This window comes from Allobosea sp. WAO, from assembly GCF_001509835.1.
GTDB lineage: Bacteria > Pseudomonadota > Alphaproteobacteria > Rhizobiales > Beijerinckiaceae > Allobosea.
Map to the genome: position 1 here is coordinate 279,055 of NZ_JXTJ01000010.1, position 16,620 is coordinate 295,674.

Annotated in this window: 13 protein-coding genes; 6 read left to right on the top strand and 7 right to left on the bottom strand. The window is 67.4% G+C overall.

Annotation, left to right across the window (positions count from 1 at the left end; genetic code table 11):
- The 6 genes from DK26_RS20495 to DK26_RS20520 all read right to left on the bottom strand — a co-directional run bounded on the left by DK26_RS20495 (nucleotide 1) and on the right by DK26_RS20520 (nucleotide 8,468).
- Nucleotides 1-1,716 carry an iron ABC transporter permease gene (locus tag DK26_RS20495; protein WP_066476261.1) on the bottom strand — a complete coding sequence of 572 codons (1,716 nt, stop codon included), beginning with the start codon at nucleotides 1,714-1,716 and terminating at the stop codon, nucleotides 1-3.
- A 153-nt stretch (nucleotides 1,717-1,869) separates the two neighbouring features.
- Nucleotides 1,870-3,207, bottom strand: coding sequence for an extracellular solute-binding protein (locus DK26_RS20500; RefSeq protein ID WP_066476262.1), 1,338 nt, complete (start codon nucleotides 3,205-3,207; stop codon nucleotides 1,870-1,872).
- Nucleotides 3,208-3,413: 206 nt separating this feature from the next.
- Nucleotides 3,414-4,763 carry a sigma-54 dependent transcriptional regulator gene (locus DK26_RS20505; RefSeq protein ID WP_066476264.1) on the bottom strand — a complete coding sequence of 450 codons (1,350 nt, stop codon included), beginning with the start codon at nucleotides 4,761-4,763 and terminating at the stop codon, nucleotides 3,414-3,416.
- Nucleotides 4,760-6,703, bottom strand: coding sequence for an ATP-binding protein (locus DK26_RS20510; protein WP_248310051.1), 1,944 nt, complete (start codon nucleotides 6,701-6,703; stop codon nucleotides 4,760-4,762). Before DK26_RS20510 ends, DK26_RS20505 begins: the two co-directional genes overlap by 4 nt.
- Nucleotides 6,700-8,073, bottom strand: a complete 1,374-nt coding sequence (locus DK26_RS20515) for an extracellular solute-binding protein (protein WP_066476265.1) — start codon at nucleotides 8,071-8,073, stop codon at nucleotides 6,700-6,702. Before DK26_RS20515 ends, DK26_RS20510 begins: the two co-directional genes overlap by 4 nt.
- Before the next feature lie 104 nt (nucleotides 8,074-8,177).
- On the bottom strand, nucleotides 8,178-8,468 hold the full coding sequence (locus DK26_RS20520) for a hypothetical protein (RefSeq protein WP_066476266.1): 291 nt from the start codon (nucleotides 8,466-8,468) through the stop codon (nucleotides 8,178-8,180).
- Nucleotides 8,469-8,699: 231 nt separating this feature from the next.
- On the opposite strand from DK26_RS20520, the gene DK26_RS20525 reads away from it, so the two are divergent.
- Together DK26_RS20525 and DK26_RS20530 are read left to right on the top strand one after the other, a co-directional pair.
- Nucleotides 8,700-9,398, top strand: coding sequence for a DUF47 family protein (locus DK26_RS20525; protein ID WP_210312364.1), 699 nt, complete (start codon nucleotides 8,700-8,702; stop codon nucleotides 9,396-9,398).
- A gap of 12 nt (nucleotides 9,399-9,410) precedes the next feature.
- Nucleotides 9,411-10,424 carry an inorganic phosphate transporter gene (locus DK26_RS20530; protein WP_066476268.1) on the top strand — a complete coding sequence of 338 codons (1,014 nt, stop codon included), beginning with the start codon at nucleotides 9,411-9,413 and terminating at the stop codon, nucleotides 10,422-10,424.
- Nucleotides 10,425-10,446: 22 nt separating this feature from the next.
- Here DK26_RS20530 and DK26_RS20535 read toward each other — a convergent pair whose 3' ends face one another.
- On the bottom strand, nucleotides 10,447-11,550 hold the full coding sequence (locus DK26_RS20535) for a LacI family DNA-binding transcriptional regulator (protein ID WP_248310052.1): 1,104 nt from the start codon (nucleotides 11,548-11,550) through the stop codon (nucleotides 10,447-10,449).
- Between the two features lie 98 nt (nucleotides 11,551-11,648).
- Between DK26_RS20535 and DK26_RS20540 the strand changes: the two genes are divergently transcribed.
- The 4 genes from DK26_RS20540 (at nucleotide 11,649) to DK26_RS20555 (ending at nucleotide 16,616) form a co-directional block, all read left to right on the top strand.
- Entirely contained in the window at nucleotides 11,649-12,665 is a 1,017-nt protein-coding gene (locus tag DK26_RS20540; protein WP_066476270.1) for a TRAP transporter substrate-binding protein, read from the top strand.
- A 102-nt stretch (nucleotides 12,666-12,767) separates the two neighbouring features.
- Nucleotides 12,768-14,627 carry a TRAP transporter large permease subunit gene (locus DK26_RS20545; RefSeq protein WP_248310056.1) on the top strand — a complete coding sequence of 620 codons (1,860 nt, stop codon included), beginning with the start codon at nucleotides 12,768-12,770 and terminating at the stop codon, nucleotides 14,625-14,627.
- Nucleotides 14,628-14,657: 30 nt separating this feature from the next.
- Nucleotides 14,658-15,212: a VOC family protein gene (locus tag DK26_RS20550; RefSeq protein WP_066476272.1), complete on the top strand. Its 555-nt coding sequence runs from the start codon at nucleotides 14,658-14,660 to the stop codon at nucleotides 15,210-15,212.
- 129 nt (nucleotides 15,213-15,341) lie between these two features.
- Nucleotides 15,342-16,616: a ribulose-bisphosphate carboxylase large subunit family protein gene (locus DK26_RS20555; RefSeq protein ID WP_066476273.1), complete on the top strand. Its 1,275-nt coding sequence runs from the start codon at nucleotides 15,342-15,344 to the stop codon at nucleotides 16,614-16,616.
- Nucleotides 16,617-16,620: the final 4 nt, after the last annotated feature.

The following is a 16,620-nucleotide window of genomic DNA, read 5'->3' on the forward strand; positions in this document are numbered from 1 at the left end:
TCAGTGGCCCATTCCCTTGGCCTTCTGGCTGCGTTCGATGATGAGATGAGAGAGGAAGGTGCAGGCGGCGACGAGGAGGACCGCGACGACGCCGAGCGCAGCGCCGGGCCCCCGGCCGGCGGCCGACTGCATGAAGACGTAGAGTCCGTAGGCGAGCGGCGCGTCCGAGTTCGACTGCACCAGCATCAGCGTCGCCGAGAGCTCGACCGCGGCGGTCGAGAACGAGGTGACGAAGCCGGCGAGGATGCCGCCGGCCATCAGCGGCACGACGATGCGGCGCACCGTGCGCGACTTGGTTGCCCCGAGATTTTCCGCGGCTTCCTCGAGCGAGACCGAGATCTGCTGGAGCGCCGCATAGCAGGCGCGCAGCGCATAGGGCAGGCGCCGTATGGCGAGCGCCAGCACGATGGTGATCCAGAGCGACGCCAACGGCGTGCCGTCAGGCAGCGTCACGCCGTAGAAGGTCCGCAGGTACCCGATGCCGAGCACGACGCCGGGGATGGCGAGTGCGGCGGTTGCCATCCAGTCCAGCCATTCGCGGCCGACGAGCTTGGTGCGCAGGACGAGATAGGCGATGGCGACGCCGAGCACGATGTCGATGCCGCCGGCGAGGGTGGCATAGATCAGCGTGTTCTTGATGTAGATCGAGCTCTCGCCGAAGACGCGGCCGTAATGCGCGATGGTGAAGGCGTCGGGCAGCGGCGAATACGACCAGATCGTGGCGAAGGAGAGCAGCAGCAGGCCCATATGCGGAGCCAGCACCAGCGCCAGGATCAGGAAGACGGTGCCGTAGCCGAGCACGGCCTCCCAGCGCGTCATCTCGCGCTTGGCGAGCCCGCCGCCTCCGCGCTGGGTGGTGGCGTAGTCACGCCCCTTCAGCGCCCTTGCCGAGAGCCACATGGCGGTGACGGAGGCGACGATCAGCACGACGGAAATGACGTAGCCCATCGGGTCGGCGATGCCGATCGAGGTGACGCGCAGATAGGCCTGCGGCGCCAGCATGTCCTTGACGTTGAGCAGCAGCGGGGTCGCGAGGTCGTCGAAGACCTTGACGAAGACCAGTGAGGCGCCGGCGAGATAGCCCGGCATGGCGAGCGGGAAGACGATGCGCCGGAACAGTCGGAAGCCCGAGGAGCCGAGATTCTGCGCGGCCTCTTCCATGGCGCGGTCGATATTGCGCAGCGCCGCCGAGAGGTTGATCAGGATGAACGGGAAATAATGGACCGACTGGACGAAGATGACGCCGTTCAGCCCTTCCATGAAGTCGATCTTGAAGCCGAACCAGTCGTCGAGCAGCAGGTTGATCGAGCCGTTGCGGCCGAAGAAGAGCTGCATCGCCACCGCGCCGACGAAGGGCGGCATGATCAGCGGCAGGAAGCCGAGCGTCTGGACGATGGCGGCGCCGCGGAAGACGAAGCGCGTCGTCAGATAGGCGAGTGGCAGGGCGAAGACCGAGGCCCAGACCACCGACATCGCCGAGACGTAGAAGGAGTTCCACAGCGAGCGCATGAACAGCTCGGTGCGGAAGAAATCGTAGAAGTTCACCAGCGTGAAGTTCGAGGTGCCTTTCTCGGTAAACGCGACGTAGATCACCGTCGCTACCGGCAGCACGAGGAACATCAGCAGAAAGGCGGCGATGGCGAGCGCGAGCGCGATCTGGCCGGGCGTTGCCGCCAGGCGTCGGGCACGGGGAGCCGAGGTCGGGATTGCGGTCATGGTGATCCTGATCGTCGACGAAAGGGCGCAGCGTCATCCGGGCCGCCGCCGCATGGGCCAGCCGGGATCCGGGCGCGGCTTGCCGCGCCGGGTTGGACCCCGGACCGGCGCGGCTTCGCCGCGGGTCCGGGATGAGTTTGCGGTCGGAGGGCCTTACTTGGCGGCCTTGAGCGCTTCTTCCGCCTTGACCTTGGCCTTGGCGTAGTTGTCGCGGGCGAAGCTCGCCCACTGCGCCTCGATCTCGGCCTGACGCGCGCCCTTCTCCTTGCCGCCGGTGAAGGCGCCGCGCAGTTCGGGGCTCGCGGCCTGGATCTGCGTCACGGGGAGCGCGGCGATCAGGGCGCGGGCCTCGTCGGCGAGGGCCTTGGCCTGCGGGTTGGGCTTCTTGGCGAGCGCGGCATCGACCTCGTGCAGCGTCTTGGTGACGCCCTTCAGCGCGTCGAGCTGGAAGGAGATCAGCTGGTCGAACAGCGTGTCGACGACGGCGGTGCGGGCCTCCGACTTGTCGACGTCGAAGCCGATCATCTTCTGGAAGCGCGGATCGGTGAAGGGGTTCGGGTAGTCGGCGCCGGCCTTGGCGTAGACTGCCGGGTTGACCGGCAGGCGGCGGATGCCGGGCTCGAGCAGCACTTCCTGGCCGGTCGGGGAGAGCAGGAACTCGATGAAGGCCTCGGCCGCCGCCTTGTTCGGCGGGTTGGCGATGATGCCGACATTGGCCGGGACAACGGTGGTCACGCTCGGATAGACGAACTTGACCGGGAAGCCCGAGGCCTGCGCCGAGAGGGCGAAGAAGTCGATGACGATGCCGACGCCGACCTGGCCGGAATTGACCGCCTCCGGCACGCCGAAGGAACGCTCGGTGATCGAGCGGAAATTGCCGGCCATGGTCTTGATGGTGCGCCAGCCATTTTCCCAGCCTTCGCCCTGGAGGATGGTTTCGATGGTCAGGTGCGTGGTGCCCGACCGTGCGGGCGCAGCGATCGAGACATGGTCGTAGAAGGCCGGCTTGGCGAGGTCCTGCCAGTCCTTCGGCTCGGGCAGCTTGTTGGCCTTGGCGTAGCGGTCATTCCACATGATGCCGTAGCCGGAGGCCGCGAAGCCGAAATAGAAGCCCTGCGGGTCGTTGATCGGATAGGAGCCGATCTTCTCGGGGATGCCGGTGGCCTTGGGCTTGTAAGCGGTGAGGAGCTTCTTGCCCTTCAGCACCTCGAAGGCGTCCGGCGCCGAGGCCCAGAACAGGTCGACCTGATTGTTGGCCTTGGTCTCCTCGACATATTTCACGCCGGCATTGGTGTTGCGGTTCTGGACCTCGAGGGTGACGCCCGGAACCGCCTTCTCGAAGGCCTTCTTGATCGGGTCGGTGACGTCCTTGGAGAAGGAGGTGACGACCGTGACCTTGCCGGAGGGGGCTTGGGCGATGGCGATGGTCGCGAACGACGCGCTCAGCGAAAGACCGAGGGTGGCCGCCAGCGCGGCCCTGCGATTGAGCATGGTTTCCTCCAGGACAATTTCTTCAGCTCGACCTTGAGGTCGATGCGTCCTGGACAGCAACTGTGATGCCAACCGCGGGTGCTGTTGAATCCATTGCGGAATCCGACGGGATGTTACCGGGCGGGCCCAATTCCGGGGTCGCTCCGGTAACCTGTCGGAGGGGCGATGGGTCAGCGCGGTAACATCAGCGCGGCAGCTTGGCCGCGTCAGTCGGCGAGGGCTGCGGAGCCGCCCAGCGCGTAGCGCCGCATCTTCAGGTAAAGCGTCTTGCGGGTGATGCCGAGGGCCGCCGCCGTGACGCCTATGCGTCCGCCATGGCGCTTCAGCGCGGCGCCGATCGCCTCGGCCTCGGCGAGCGCGATCTCCTCCTCCAGCGTGCGCTCGACACCGCCCGGCGCAGCCACGGCGGCATCCTCGAACTCCTCGTCCATGCCGAGCAGGCTGCGTTCTGCGGCATTGCGCAATTCGCGGACATTGCCCGGCCAGTCCTGCCGCGACAGGCGCTGCAGGAGATCGCGCCCGAGCGGCGGCGCGGAACGGCCGACACGGGCCGCAGCCAGCGCCAGAAAGTGCCGGAACAGCATCGGAATGTCCTCGCGTCGGTCGCGCAGCGGCGGCAGGCGCAATGTCACGACGTTGAGGCGGTAGACCAGGTCCTCGCGGAAGCCGCCCGACTTGGCGAGGGTCGCAAGGTCGACCTTCGTCGCCGCCACGATGCGGATGTCGACTGCGATCTCGCGATTGGAGCCGAGCCGCTCGATGCGGCGCTCCTGCAGGGCGCGCAGCAGCCGGACCTGCGCAGCCATCGGCATGGATTCGATCTCGTCGAGGAAGAGCGTGCCGCCGCTGGCATGCTCGATCTTGCCGATCCGGCGCTCGCGGGCGCCGGTGAAGGCGCCGGCCTCGTGGCCGAAGAGCTCGCTCTCGATCATGGTTTCGGGGATGGCGCCGCAGTTCACGGCGACGAAGCGGCCGCCGCGGCGCTGGCCGAGATCGTGCAAAGCGCGCGCCGCAACCTCCTTGCCGGTGCCGGTCTCGCCGAAGAGCAGCACGTCGGTGTCGGCATCGGCGAGAAGCGTGAGCCTTCCGCGCAGCTTGGCGATGGCCGGTGAATTGCCGACCAGGCGGGCGGCCCAGGGGTCTTCCGGCGTGACGCCGGCGCGCAGCGAGCGGTTCTCGATGATCAGCCGGCGATACTCGCTTGCGCGCCTGACGGTCTCGATCAGCAGGATCGGGTCGGCCGGCTTCTCGACGAAATCCCAGGCGCCGTCGCGGATCGCCTTCACCGCCATCGGGACATCAGCATGGCCGGTGATCAGGACGACCGGGATTTCCGCGTCGATCGCGGTCACTGCCGAAAGCAGCCCGAAGCCGTCGCGGCCGGGCATGCGGACATCGCTGACGATCACGGCTGCGCTGTCGCGGTTGAGCAGGGCGAGCGCGGCGTCGCCGGAGCGCTTGGCGACGACCTCGAAACCGTCGAGCTCCAGCGTCAGCCGCCAGGCTTCGAGGACCTCTGCATCGTCATCGACGAGGATGACCTTCGGGGCGCTCATGCGTTCGTATCCAACGGGGCCATGACATGGGTGGTGGTGCCCTCGAGCGTGATCAGAAAGCGCGTGCCCTTCGGGCTGGTTTCCGCCACGGCAAGAGTGCCGCCCAGGTCCTTGATGATGTTGTAGGAGAGCGAGAGACCGAGCCCGAGGCCGGAGCCGACCGGCTTGGTCGTGAAGAAGGGATCGAAAATCCGCTCGACATGCGGGCGGTCGATGCCGGGGCCGTTATCCTCGACCCAGAGTTCGACGCTGCGGCCACGCCGGCGCGCGCCGACCGTCAGCGTCGCGCCGGACCGGCCGGCGACAGCGTCGAGCGCGTTGGCGACGAGGTTGACCAGCACCTGCTCCAGCCGGATCTCCTCGGCGTGGACGTAGAGCCGGTCGCGCGGCAGCTCGCGCTTCAGCGCCACGCCTTCGGCTTCGAGGCGCGGCTCGAACAGGGAGAGGGCGGTTTCGACGACCTCGCCGACCTCGACCGGGGCGAGCACCACGCCGGGCTTGCGGGCAAAACGCCTGAGATGTGCGATCAGCTCGGCGGCGCGGGTCGTCAGGGCCTGGATGCGGGCGAGAGCCTGGCGTGCATCCTCCGGCCGGTCGCGCTCGAGCAGCAGCGCGCCGTTATGGGCATGGGAGCGGATCGCGGCGAGCGGCTGGTTGAGCTCATGGCTGAGGCCCGCCGCCATCTGGCCGAGGGCCGCGAGCTTGGCGGCTTGGATCAGGTCGTCGCGTGTCTGGCGGAAGACGGCGAGCGCGCGGGCGAGATCGCCGAGCTCGTCATTGCCGGCCTTGGGCAGGACTGCGGAGGATTGGCCGCTGGCGATACTGGTCGCGGCCTCGGTCAGGACGCGCAGCCGCGCCACGAGATGGCGGCGGACATAGAACCAGCCGATCAAAAGTGCGCCGAGCAGCGAGGCGGCGGCGATCGCCAGCAGCAGATTGCGCCCGAGCAGGATCGCCTGCGCCGAACGCTCGGCGGCGGCCTTGGCCACGGCCTCGGTGCGTTGGACTTCCTGGGAGACAAGCGTGCCGAGCTCGGTGACGAGGCGCCGGCTCTCCGAGATCAGGCGCTGCGCATCGGCCATCGCGGCCAGTTCGGCCCGCTTGATCCCGGGCAGGCCGGTCGTCGTGTCGGCGAGGCCGATCAGGCGCTGGGTGATCTGCCGGATGGTGATGGTGTCGGGCCAGCCGGCGAGCGCTTTGGCCTCAACCTCGAGCTGGTCGACGGCCTCGCCGATGACATGGCCGGTCTGCTCCATGTCCTCGCGGGTCCGCACTGCGCCCAGGCGGCCGAACAGCCCGACGATCAGGTTCGCCTGGGCGTTCAGCGTCATCAGGGCTTCGCTTTTGCGCGTCTCCTCGCGGATGGCGTTGGGACGGCCGGCTTCTGCCGCAGCCGTATTGGCCTGGCCCAGGGCGGTCTCGATGTTGAAGCGCGCGTCATCGGTCAGCGGCTCGATCTCGTCGAGCAAATCGGCCTGGAGCCAGCGCAGTTCCTCGCCGATGGCGCGGTTACGCTCGCCCAGTGGGAAACGGCGCTCGGAGACGGCGTCGATCGCCGCGAGATTGTTGCGGATCGCGGTCGCGACCGCCGTCAGCGCCGGCACGTCGAAGCCGCCCTGCTTGCGTTCGGAGAGGACGCGGTCGAGCTCGTCCAGGCGCTCGCCGACGGCGCGCCGACCGCGCTCATAGACGTCGCGCCGTTCGGCATTGGCGAGTTCCGGCATCGCCGAGATCACGCGCGCGCTCGCTTCGGCGAGCCGCGCCGCCGAGGCGAGGCCTGGCAAATGGTCGCTGGCGATGGCGGCGAGTTCCTTGCTCAGCCGCTCATAGGAGATGACGCCGACGATACCGGCGCCGACGGCGAAGAGGCCGACGCCCAGAAAGGCCGCGATCAGGCGGCCGCCAATGCCGAAGCGCCTACCGGGCCAGATCCCGCTCACGGCCGCCCTCCCGCAAGGCCGTCTTCGGCGCCGGTCCAGCCAAGGGCGGCGAGCCGCTCGGTCGCCCGCCGCAGCGCATCGGCAGCCTCGGCGGCATGGGAGGCGATTGCGGCGCGGATCTGCGCCTCCAGCTTCGCCTGCGCTTCGGGGGCGGCGACCCCGCGCGGAACGCGCACAAGATCGCGGAAGCGCTCGGGCTGTTCCAGCTCGACCGCGGTGACGGGCGGGCGGGTCAGCGCGGCACGAGCCTGGGTCAGGAGCCGGGCCGCCTGCTCGGAGGGATGGCTGAGCAGCGCCGCTTCCATCGCCTGCAGGCTGCGCCACAGCCTCGCATGCTCGGCGCGGCGGAAGGTGATCCACTCGTCGAAGATGATGTTGACGAGCTCGTAGCGGCTCGCCGAGAGGCCGGCGTCGAAGCGGGCCTTGCTGAACAGTCCCGTCGCATCCGAGAGATGCGGCGGCGTTTCGTCCGGGCCATAGGCGGCGGGCGAGACGGCGAGGCGGCCGATCTTCGGCTCGCGCAGCAGCCTTTGTCCTTCCGGCGAGAGGACGAAGTCGACGAAGAGCTCGGCCTCTTTGGGATTGGGCGAGGTCGCGAGCCGCGCAATGCTGGCTGGCGCGAACAAGGTTTCCTCAGGCAGCACGAAACGGTTGGCCTCGCCGTCGGCGGCGCCCGTTTCCGTCAGGAAATCGATGGAGATGCCGATGCCGAAGCGTCCGCGCGCGACGCCAGCGGTGACGCCGAAGCTGCGGGCGGTGAGCGTCGCGAGATTGCCGCCGATCGCCGACCAGAGCGCCCAGCCGCGTTCCCAGCCGAGCGACTGAAGCAGCGCCTCTACCATCAGATGGGTGGTGCCGGACCGGGCCGGCGAGGTCAGTCCGATATGGCCGGCATAGGCAGGGGCGGCGAGATCGGACCAGTTGCGCGGCACCGGCAGATTGCGGGCAGCGAGATAGCCGGGATTGTAGACCAGCCCGTAGCCGGAAATGGCGAAGCCGAGATAGCGGCCGGCGGGATCGTTGACGGGATAGCCGGCAATGGTCTCGGGGGCGCCGGTCGCGCGCGGCTGCAGCTGCGCCAGCAGTCCGGCCTGCTTCAAGAGCTCGAAGGCATCGGGCGCCGAGGCCCAGAACAGATCGGTCTCCGGCCGCTTCTGGGCGTGGATGTCTGCGAGCGCGGCGGTCGTCTTGCGCTGGACGATCTCGACTGAGATGTCGGGATGGCGGGCGCGAAAGGCGCTGCGGAACGGCTCGAAGAAGGAGGGCGGGAACGAGGTAATGACCTGGACACGGCGCGCCTCCGCCGGCCCGGCGGCGAGCCAGCCGAAGACGGAAAGGGCAAGCCAGAGAGAAAGGGCGCGGCGGCTCATCGAACCGTCATATAGCCGGGAAATCGGCCCGCATAGACCGGCAGCGCGGCCGCCCGGCGGGAGGAAGGGCCGCGGTCGGCGGCCCTTCGATCATGTCGCGCCTGTCACTTCACGTGCAGGAGAACGGCGCCTTCCATCACGGTGGGAGCGCCGACGCCGGTATTGGCGGCGTGCTCCTTGATCCACTCCTTCGCCACTTTCAGGCTTTCATCGGTGCCGGCCTTGTCCTTGCAGACCGTGACGGAAACCCCGCCATCGGCGGTGCGGATCAGCGCGTAGTTCGAGAAGCCCGTCACTGTCCGCATCAGCTTCTCGACGTCGGCCTTGCGCTTCTCGAGCAGGTCGAAAAGCTCCTTGGCTCCCTTGCCGGAATAGGCTCTGACGATTGCGTGCATGGCCAGTCCTCCCTTCAGGGCCCCGCCAGCCGCGATAGCTATGCGCCTCCGCGTAACGCTTGCCAATTCAAGATGACGCAAGGGAGGGGGGCTTTGGCCCCGGCCCGCCTTGCTCCGGCGAGGTAACCCATTCGCTCCACACAGGGCGGCAAGGCGAAAGAACGGGTGAGACAGCGCAGCATGCAGTTGCGGCAGTCATGAAACTGTCACACAAGCTGCCGGCAATTCGGCTTGTTTTTCGCTGTTGGCGGCGAGGCTGGCCGTGCGATCACGACGAGGTGCGCGGTGCTCGGCTGGTTCCAGAAGCTGCTTCCGAAAGAACCCAAGTTCTTCGATCTGTTCGAGGCGCATGCGGTCCCGCTGGTGGCTGGGGCGAAGGCGCTGGATGCGCTGCTCTCCGGGCGGATGCCAGTCGAGGCCGGCTGTGCCGAGATCTTCAAGCAGGAGGATCTGGCCGACGAGGTCGCTGGCGAGGTCATGCTGGAGACGGGGCGCAGCTTCATCACACCGTTCGACCGCGGCGACATCGAGGAGCTGATCGGCTCGATGGACGATGCCATCGACCAGATGAAGAAGACCGCCAAGGCGATCACGCTCTACGAGGTCGAGGCTTTCGAGCCCGGCATGGCCGAGCTCGGCGCGGTGATCGTGAAGGCTTCGGAGCGTGTCTCCGTCCTGCTGCCGATGCTGCGGGACATCAAGAAGCATGCGATCGCGATCGGAGCCCTCGCGAAGGAGATCGGCGCGATCGAGGAGCATTCCGACGAGATCCATGGCGACGGCCTGAAGGCGCTGTTCCGGGCGCATCGGGGCGGCGACGCCATGGGCTTCATCGTCGGTGCCGAGATCTACGACCATCTCGAGAAGGTGGTCGACCGGCTCGAGGATGTCGCCAAGCGGGTCAGCCGCATCGTGCTCGAACATCTCTAGGCGGCACGCGCCGTGGACCTTTCGAGTGTCGCCACCGCCCTGATCTTCCTGATCGCCGTCGCCCTGCTGTTCGACTTCCTGAACGGCCTGCACGACGCGGCGAATTCGATCGCCACCATCGTCTCGACGCGGGTGCTGGCGCCGCAATGGGCGGTGTTCTGGGCCGCCTTCTTCAATTTCATCGCCTTCATGTTCTTCGGGCTGCACGTCGCCCAGACCGTCGGCTCGGGCATCATCCAGGCGGCGATCGTCGACGACCGGGTGATCTTCGGTGCGCTGACCGGCGCCATCGCCTGGAACGTGCTGACCTGGATCGCCGGCATCCCGTCGAGCTCATCGCATGCGCTGATCGGCGGTCTGGTCGGGGCGGGCCTCGCCAAGGCGGGCTTCTCCTCGATCGTCTGGTGGGGGCTCGGCAAGACCTTCGTCGCGATCTTCATGTCGCCGGCGATCGGCTTCGCGCTGGCGCTGCTGCTGGTGCTGATCGTCTCCTGGAGCTTTCTGAAGGTGGCGCCAATTAAGGCCGACAGCACCTTCCGGGCGCTGCAATTCGTCTCAGCCTCGCTCTACTCGCTCGGCCATGGCGCCAATGACGCGCAGAAGACGATGGGCATCATCGCCGTGCTCTTGTTCTCGCACGGCATGATGGGCGACACCTTCTCGGTGCCGTTCTGGGTGGTGATCTCCTGCCAGGCGGCGATGGCGCTCGGCACGCTCTGCGGCGGCTGGCGCATCGTCCACACCATGGGCTCGAAGATCACCAGGCTGACGCCGCAGCAGGGCTTCTGCGCCGAGACCGGCGGGGCGATCACCCTGTTCATGGCGACCTATCTCGGCATCCCCGTCTCGACCACGCACACCATCACCGGCGCGATCATCGGTGTCGGCGCGGCCCGTCGGATGGCTGCGGTGCGGTGGGGCGTGGCGCGCGGCATCGTCTTCGCGTGGATCGTGACGATGCCGGCGGCCGGTGCGATTTCGGCCATGGCCTATTTCCTGTCCGGCTACTTCCTGACCGGGCGCTGAGGGCGGCCCGGCACCGCGAGCCTCAGGGCAGGTTCTCGCGCAGCACGATCTCCGTGCTGGGCCGGCTCGTGCCCTCGGTCGCCGGTCGCCCGGCCCGGAGATTGGCGAAGATCGAGACGCAGGTCATCAGCGTCGCCTGCGGGTGTTGGGTGATCACCGCGTCCATGGTGCCGTCGATCAGCAGAGCACGGGTGTCCGGCGTCAGGCCATGGCCGACGAAGACGACCTCGTGCTGGCGTACCGTCTCCTTCAGGGCCCGGCCTATGCCCTCGGCGCCGCCGCCGATATTGTAGATGCCCGCGAGGTCCGGATGCTGCGCCAGCAGGGTCTTTGTCTGCCGGTAGTTCTGGCCCTCGTCGTCATGCCCTTCGCGCAGGCCGACGACCTCGATCGCCGGATAAAGCTCCTGGAACAGGTGAAGGAAGCCCATCTCGCGCTCCTCATGGGCGCGATAGCTCAGGCTGCCGGCGATCATCGCGACCTTGGCCGGACGGCGGCCGATGAAGCGCGCGACGAGATAACCGGCGGTGCGCCCGGCCGAGCGGTTGTCGAGGCCGACATAGGCGACGCGGCGGCTGTTGGCGATGTCGGAGATCAGCGTCACCATCGGCACGCCGCGCTCGGCGAGGCCGTCGACCGCCTCGCGCACGGAAGGGTGCTCCAGCGCCATGAAGGCGATGCCGTCGACGTCGCGTCCTGCCTGGCGCAAATGCTGGGCGAGAAGCTCGGGCTTGAAGCTCTCGATGTATTCGACGCGGGCGCGCATGTTGAAGGAGGCGAGCTGGTCCTGCGCACCGGCGATCTGGCGGCCGAGCAGGCTGAGGAAGCGGTTGGTGCCGGCCGGCAACAGGAAGGCTAGTCGGAGCGGCCGCAACGCGCTGGCGGGGAGGGCGCCTTCCATGACGTAGCCGAGCTCTCCGGCCGCCTTGAGCACGCGCTGTACCGTTGCGGCCCGCACGCCCGGCCGCTGGTTCAGCACGCGGTCGACGGTCGCGGTCGAGACGCCCGCGAGCTTCGCGACATCTTCGACCCGCGCCATCTGGCGCCGGCGTGGAGCGGCCTCCGAGTTCGCCTCCAGAAGCTGTGCGGGCGTCGAAACCGGGATGTTCATTCCATCAAAAACCATCACAAAATGATCTTGATGACCATCAGACGTGATTTCTATCCTGAGTGCAAGACGATCAAGAGCAATCAAATCGCATCAAGCGAACCTGGGAGGACATCATGACCGGACTGACCCGCCGCGCTGCGTTGCAGAGCCTCGCCGCCGTTCCCGCTGCTTCGCTGATCGGCATGCCGATGATCGCGCGGGCCGCCGAGATCGAGCTGAAATACGGCAACAACCTGCCGCTCAGCCATCCGCTCAACATCCGCGCCCAGCAGGCGGCCGAACGCGTCGCCAAGGAGACGAACGGCCGGGTCGAGATCAAGATCTTCCCCAACAACCAGCTCGGCGGCGACACCGACATGCTGAGCCAGGTCCGCAATGGCGGCATCACCTTCTTCACGCCGTCGGCGCTGGTGATCGCGACGCTGGTGCCGGTAGCGGCGATCAACGCCGTTGGCTTCGCCTTCGCCGACTATGATCAGGTCTGGAAGGCAATGGACGGGCCGGTCGGCGCGCATGTCCGCGCCGCCATCGAGAAGGTGAACCTCTATGCCTTCGAGAAGATGTGGGACAACGGCTTTCGCCAGATGACCACCTCGGGCAAACCGATCGAGCAGGCGGCCGACATGGCCTCGCTGAAGATCCGCGTGCCGGTCTCGCCGCTCTCGATCTCGATGTTCAAGGCGCTCGGCGCTGCCCCCGCCAGCCTGCAGTTCTCGGAGGTCTATTCGGCGCTGCAGACCAGGGTGGTCGACGCGCAGGAGAACCCGCTGCCGATCATCCAGGTCGCCAAGCTGTTCGAGGTGCAGAAGCACTGCGCGATCTCGAACCATATCTGGGACGGGTTCTGGTTCATCGCCAACGGGCGCGCCTGGCGCGGCCTGCCGCCCGACATCCAGAAGATCGTGGCCTCCGCCATCAACGATGCCGGCGTCGCCCAGCGCGGCGACATCAAGAGCCTGAACGAGACCGTCCAGGCCGACCTTCAGTCGAAGGGGCTTTCCTTCAACAAGACCAATCCGGACAGCTTCCGGGCCAAGCTGCGCGAAGGCGGCTTCTACAAGGAATGGCAGGAGCGCTTCGGCGCCGAGGCCTGGGGCCTGCTCGAAGGCGCGGTCGGCAAGCTCGCTTGAGCGAGTCGACCCATCGGATCAAGGTCATCCCGGGCCTCCTGTAATCCCCGGGATGACCGCGAATAGGAAATGAAGGAAATCGCCATGGCCGGGCATATCGCCATGATGCCGTCGCACGCTTTGCCTGCGACGGGCCTTGGACGCTTCGTCGGCCGGCTCGACCATGCGGTCGGCTCGCTGGTCGAGGCGGTTGCGGCCGTGCTCGTCCTGACCGAGATCGTCATCCTCGGCGCCGGCGTCACCGCCCGGTACGCCTTCCACGCCCCGCTGGTCTGGTCGGATGAACTCGCCTCGATCCTGTTCCTCTGGCTCTCCATGCTCGGAGCCGTCGTCGCGCTCCGGCGCGGCGAACATATGCGGATGACCGGCCTCGTCAGCCGCGTCGGGCCGCAAACGCGGCTCCTGCTCGAGGCGCTCGCCATCACCGCCGCGATCGCCTTCCTGGTGATGATCCTGCCGGATGCGCTAGACTATGCCGAGGAGGAGCGCTTCATCGTCACGCCGGCGCTGGAGATCGCCAATAGCTGGCGCGCCGCGGCGCTGCCGATCGGCATCGTCTTGATGCTGTTCGCCGCCTTCTGCCGGCTGATGCGCTTCGGCTCCTGGAAAACCGTCGTGCTGGCGGCCGGGATAACTGCGGCGCTGGTCGCCCTGTTCTACGTCGTAGGCCCCGCGCTGAAGCCGCTCGGCAAGCTCAACCTCTTGATCTTCTTTGTCGGCATCGTCGCAGCCAACGTCTTCGCCGGCGTTCCGATCGCATTCTCCTTCGCGCTCGCCACCTTCGGCTATCTCTCGCTGACGACCTCGACGCCGATGATCGTCATGGTCGGCCGGCTCGATGAGGGCATGAGCCATCTCATCCTGCTCGCCGTGCCGCTCTTCATCTTCCTGGGCGCGCTGATCGAGATGACCGGTATGGCCCGCGCCATGATCCAGTTCCTGGCGTCGCTGCTCGGCCATGTCCGGGGCGGGCTCTCCTATGTGCTGGTCGGCGCGATGTATCTGGTCTCCGGCATCTCCGGCTCTAAGATCGCCGACATGGCCGCGATCGCGCCGGTGCTCTTCCCGGAGATGCAGAAGCGCGGCGCCAAGCCGGGCGATCTCGTCGCGCTCCTCTCGGCGACCGGCGCGCAGACCGAGACGATCCCTCCCTCGATCGTGCTGATCACCATCGGCTCGGTCACCGGCGTCTCGATCGCGGCCCTGTTCACCGGCGGCATGCTGCCGGCCGTCGTGCTCGGCATCGCGCTCTGCTTCGTCGTCTGGCGGCGCAACCGGGGTGAGGACCTCAGCCATGTCACCAAATACTCGAAGCGCGAGATCGGCCGACTCTGCCTGATCGCGGCGCCCGCCATCGCGCTGCCCTTCGTGATCCGCGCTGCGGTGGTCGAGGGCGTCGCCACCGCGACCGAGGTCTCGACCATCGGCATCGCATATGCCGTGCTGGCCGGCATCCTGATCTATCGCCAGTTCGACTGGCGCCGGCTCAAGGGCATGCTGGTAGACACAGCCTCCCTCACGGGCGCGATCATCTTCATCATCGGTTGCGCGACGGCGATGGCCTGGGGGCTGACGCAGTCGGGCTTCTCGCAGGACCTCGCCAAGGTCATGGCGGCGGTGCCCGGCGGCACCTGGGGTTTCCTCGCCATCTCGATCGTCGCCTTCGTCATCCTCGGCAGCGTGCTCGAGGGCATCCCGGCGATCGTGCTGTTCGGCCCGCTGCTCTTCCCGATAGCCAAGCAGATCGGCGTGCACGAGGTGCATTACGCGATGGTGGTGATCTTCGCGATGGGCATCGGGCTTTTCGCGCCACCCTTCGGCGTCGGTTACTACGGCGCCTGCGCGATCTCGAAGATCAATCCCGACGAGGGGCTGAAATATATCTGGGGTTATGTGCTCGCCCTGCTGGTCGGCCTCGTCATCGTCGCCGCCGTGCCGTGGATCTCCATCGGCTTCCTCTGATTCCCCTCTCGAAAGCGAAAGACCAAAGCCATGAGCCGCTTCTTCGGCCAGATCCGCCAGGCCGGCTATGTCGTCCCCGATATCGAGGCGGCGATGGACTACTGGAGCCGGGTGCTCGGCGTCGGCCCGTTCTTCTACAATCCGAAGGTGCCGATCAAAAACTACCGGTACAAGGGCGAGGAGTACGAGCCGCATAATTCAGTGGCACTCGCCAATTCCGGACCGTTGCAGATCGAACTGATCCAGTGCCGCAACGCCGTGCCGTCCATGTACAAGGACTTCACCGATGCCGGGCATACCGGCCTGCAGCATGTCGCCTACTGGACCTCGGACTACGATGCAGACATGGAGCGGCTGCTCGCCGAGGGCTTCAAGCCGGTGATGTCGGGCGAGGTCGGCGAGCGCGGACGCTTCGTCTATTTCGACACCCACTACCATCCCGGCACGGTGATCGAGCTCTCCGAGGTCGCCGGCCCCAAGGGCGAGATGTTCCGCCTGATCCGCGAGGCCGCGGAGACCTGGGACGGCAAGGACCCGGTGCGGCCGTTTCCGGATCTCAGCAGGCTCGCCGCTGCAGCGGGTTGAAGGCGCGCGGCATACAGTGCGTCATGGCCGGGCTTGACCCGGCTATCTCGGAAACCAGCGCTTCTGGTCATGAGATTCTCGGGGCGAGCCCGAGATTGACGCCCTCCGGGAACGACCAGGATTGCGCAGATGACGAACAATCGCTTCGAAGCCTCCTATCTGATCGAGACGCCGCTCGACCCGCGCAAGGTCGCGGAGGTGATGGCGGGCGAGCAATCCTGCGGCACGTTCACCCGCGTCGCCGGCGAAACCGATGCGTTGCGCGAGCGGGCGCGGGCCGTCGTCACCAATGTGGCGGTTCTCGAAACAGCGGACGAGCCGAGCCTTCCCAATGCCTGGCTGGCGCGCAAGGGCGTCGCCGGGCCGTGGCGGCGGGCGCGCGTCACCATCTCCTTCCCGGTCGACAATGTCGGTGCCAATCTCGCGACGCTGGCCTCGATCGTCGCCGGCAATCTCTACGATCTCGGCGAGGTCACGGGTCTTCGGCTCGACACGATCACGCTGCCCTGGTCGTTCCGACGGCGCTTTCCGATGCCGGCGCAGGGCATCGCGGGAACGCGCCGGCTTGCCGGGGTCGCCAGCGGGCCGCTGGTCGGCTCGATCATCAAGCCCAATGTGGGCTTGAGCGCAGATGAGACGGCCGAGCTGGTCGCGGGGCTCTGCGAAGCCGGGCTCGACTTCATCAAGGATGACGAGATCTGCGCCGATCCGGTGCATGCGCCGCTGGCGCAGCGCGTGCCGGCGGTGATGGCCGCGGTCAGGCGCCATCAGGACAAAACCGGCAAGGCGGTGATGATCGCCTTCAACATCACCGACGAGACCGACGCGATGCGCCGCCATGCCGACCTCGTGGCGCGCGAGGGCGGCACCTGCGTGATGGCGAGCCTGAACTGGTGCGGCTTCTCGGCCATCGAGACTCTGCGGCGCTCGACCGACCTCGCCCTGCACGGGCACCGCAACGGCTATGGCGCGATCTCGCGCCACCCGCTACTCGGCATCTCCTTCCAGGCCTATCAGACGCTCTGGCGCCTCGCCGGTGTCGACCACATGCATGTCCATGGCGTGCAGGGGAAGTTTGCTCAGGAGGACGAGGAGGTCGTCTCCTCGGCACGGGACTGCGTGACGCCGCTGACCGACGGCGCCGACGACCGGGTCATGCCGGCCTTCTCCTCCGGGCAATGGGCCGGCACGGCCCAGCCGACCTTCGACGCGATCGGCCATGCCGATCTGCTGTTCATGGCGGGCGGCGGCATCCTCGCCCATCCCGGCGGTCCGGCGGCCGGCGTCGCCAGCATCCGCCAGGCCTGGGAGGCGGTGGCTGGCGGGGTGCCGGTCGCGGAGGCGGCGCAGCAGCACCCGGAACTGAAGCAGGCGCTCGCCTTCTTCGGCGCGGCGGCGGGCTGAGCTG

What these genes read in the sequence shown, in the direction of transcription:
- DK26_RS20495 (WP_066476261.1), bottom strand. Translation starts at nt 1,716, where the DNA reads ATGACCGCAATCCCGACCTCGGCTCCCCGTGCCCGACGCCTGGCGGCA.
- DK26_RS20500 (WP_066476262.1), bottom strand. Translation starts at nt 3,207, where the DNA reads ATGCTCAATCGCAGGGCCGCGCTGGCGGCCACCCTCGGTCTTTCGCTG.
- DK26_RS20505 (WP_066476264.1), bottom strand. Translation starts at nt 4,763, where the DNA reads ATGAGCGCCCCGAAGGTCATCCTCGTCGATGACGATGCAGAGGTCCTC.
- DK26_RS20515 (WP_066476265.1), bottom strand. Translation starts at nt 8,073, where the DNA reads ATGAGCCGCCGCGCCCTTTCTCTCTGGCTTGCCCTTTCCGTCTTCGGC.
- DK26_RS20520 (WP_066476266.1), bottom strand. Translation starts at nt 8,468, where the DNA reads ATGCACGCAATCGTCAGAGCCTATTCCGGCAAGGGAGCCAAGGAGCTT.
- DK26_RS20535 (WP_248310052.1), bottom strand. Translation starts at nt 11,550, where the DNA reads ATGGTTTTTGATGGAATGAACATCCCGGTTTCGACGCCCGCACAGCTT.
- DK26_RS20540 (WP_066476270.1), top strand. Translation starts at nt 11,649, where the DNA reads ATGACCGGACTGACCCGCCGCGCTGCGTTGCAGAGCCTCGCCGCCGTT.
- DK26_RS20545 (WP_248310056.1), top strand. Translation starts at nt 12,768, where the DNA reads ATGATGCCGTCGCACGCTTTGCCTGCGACGGGCCTTGGACGCTTCGTC.
- DK26_RS20550 (WP_066476272.1), top strand. Translation starts at nt 14,658, where the DNA reads ATGAGCCGCTTCTTCGGCCAGATCCGCCAGGCCGGCTATGTCGTCCCC.
- DK26_RS20555 (WP_066476273.1), top strand. Translation starts at nt 15,342, where the DNA reads ATGACGAACAATCGCTTCGAAGCCTCCTATCTGATCGAGACGCCGCTC.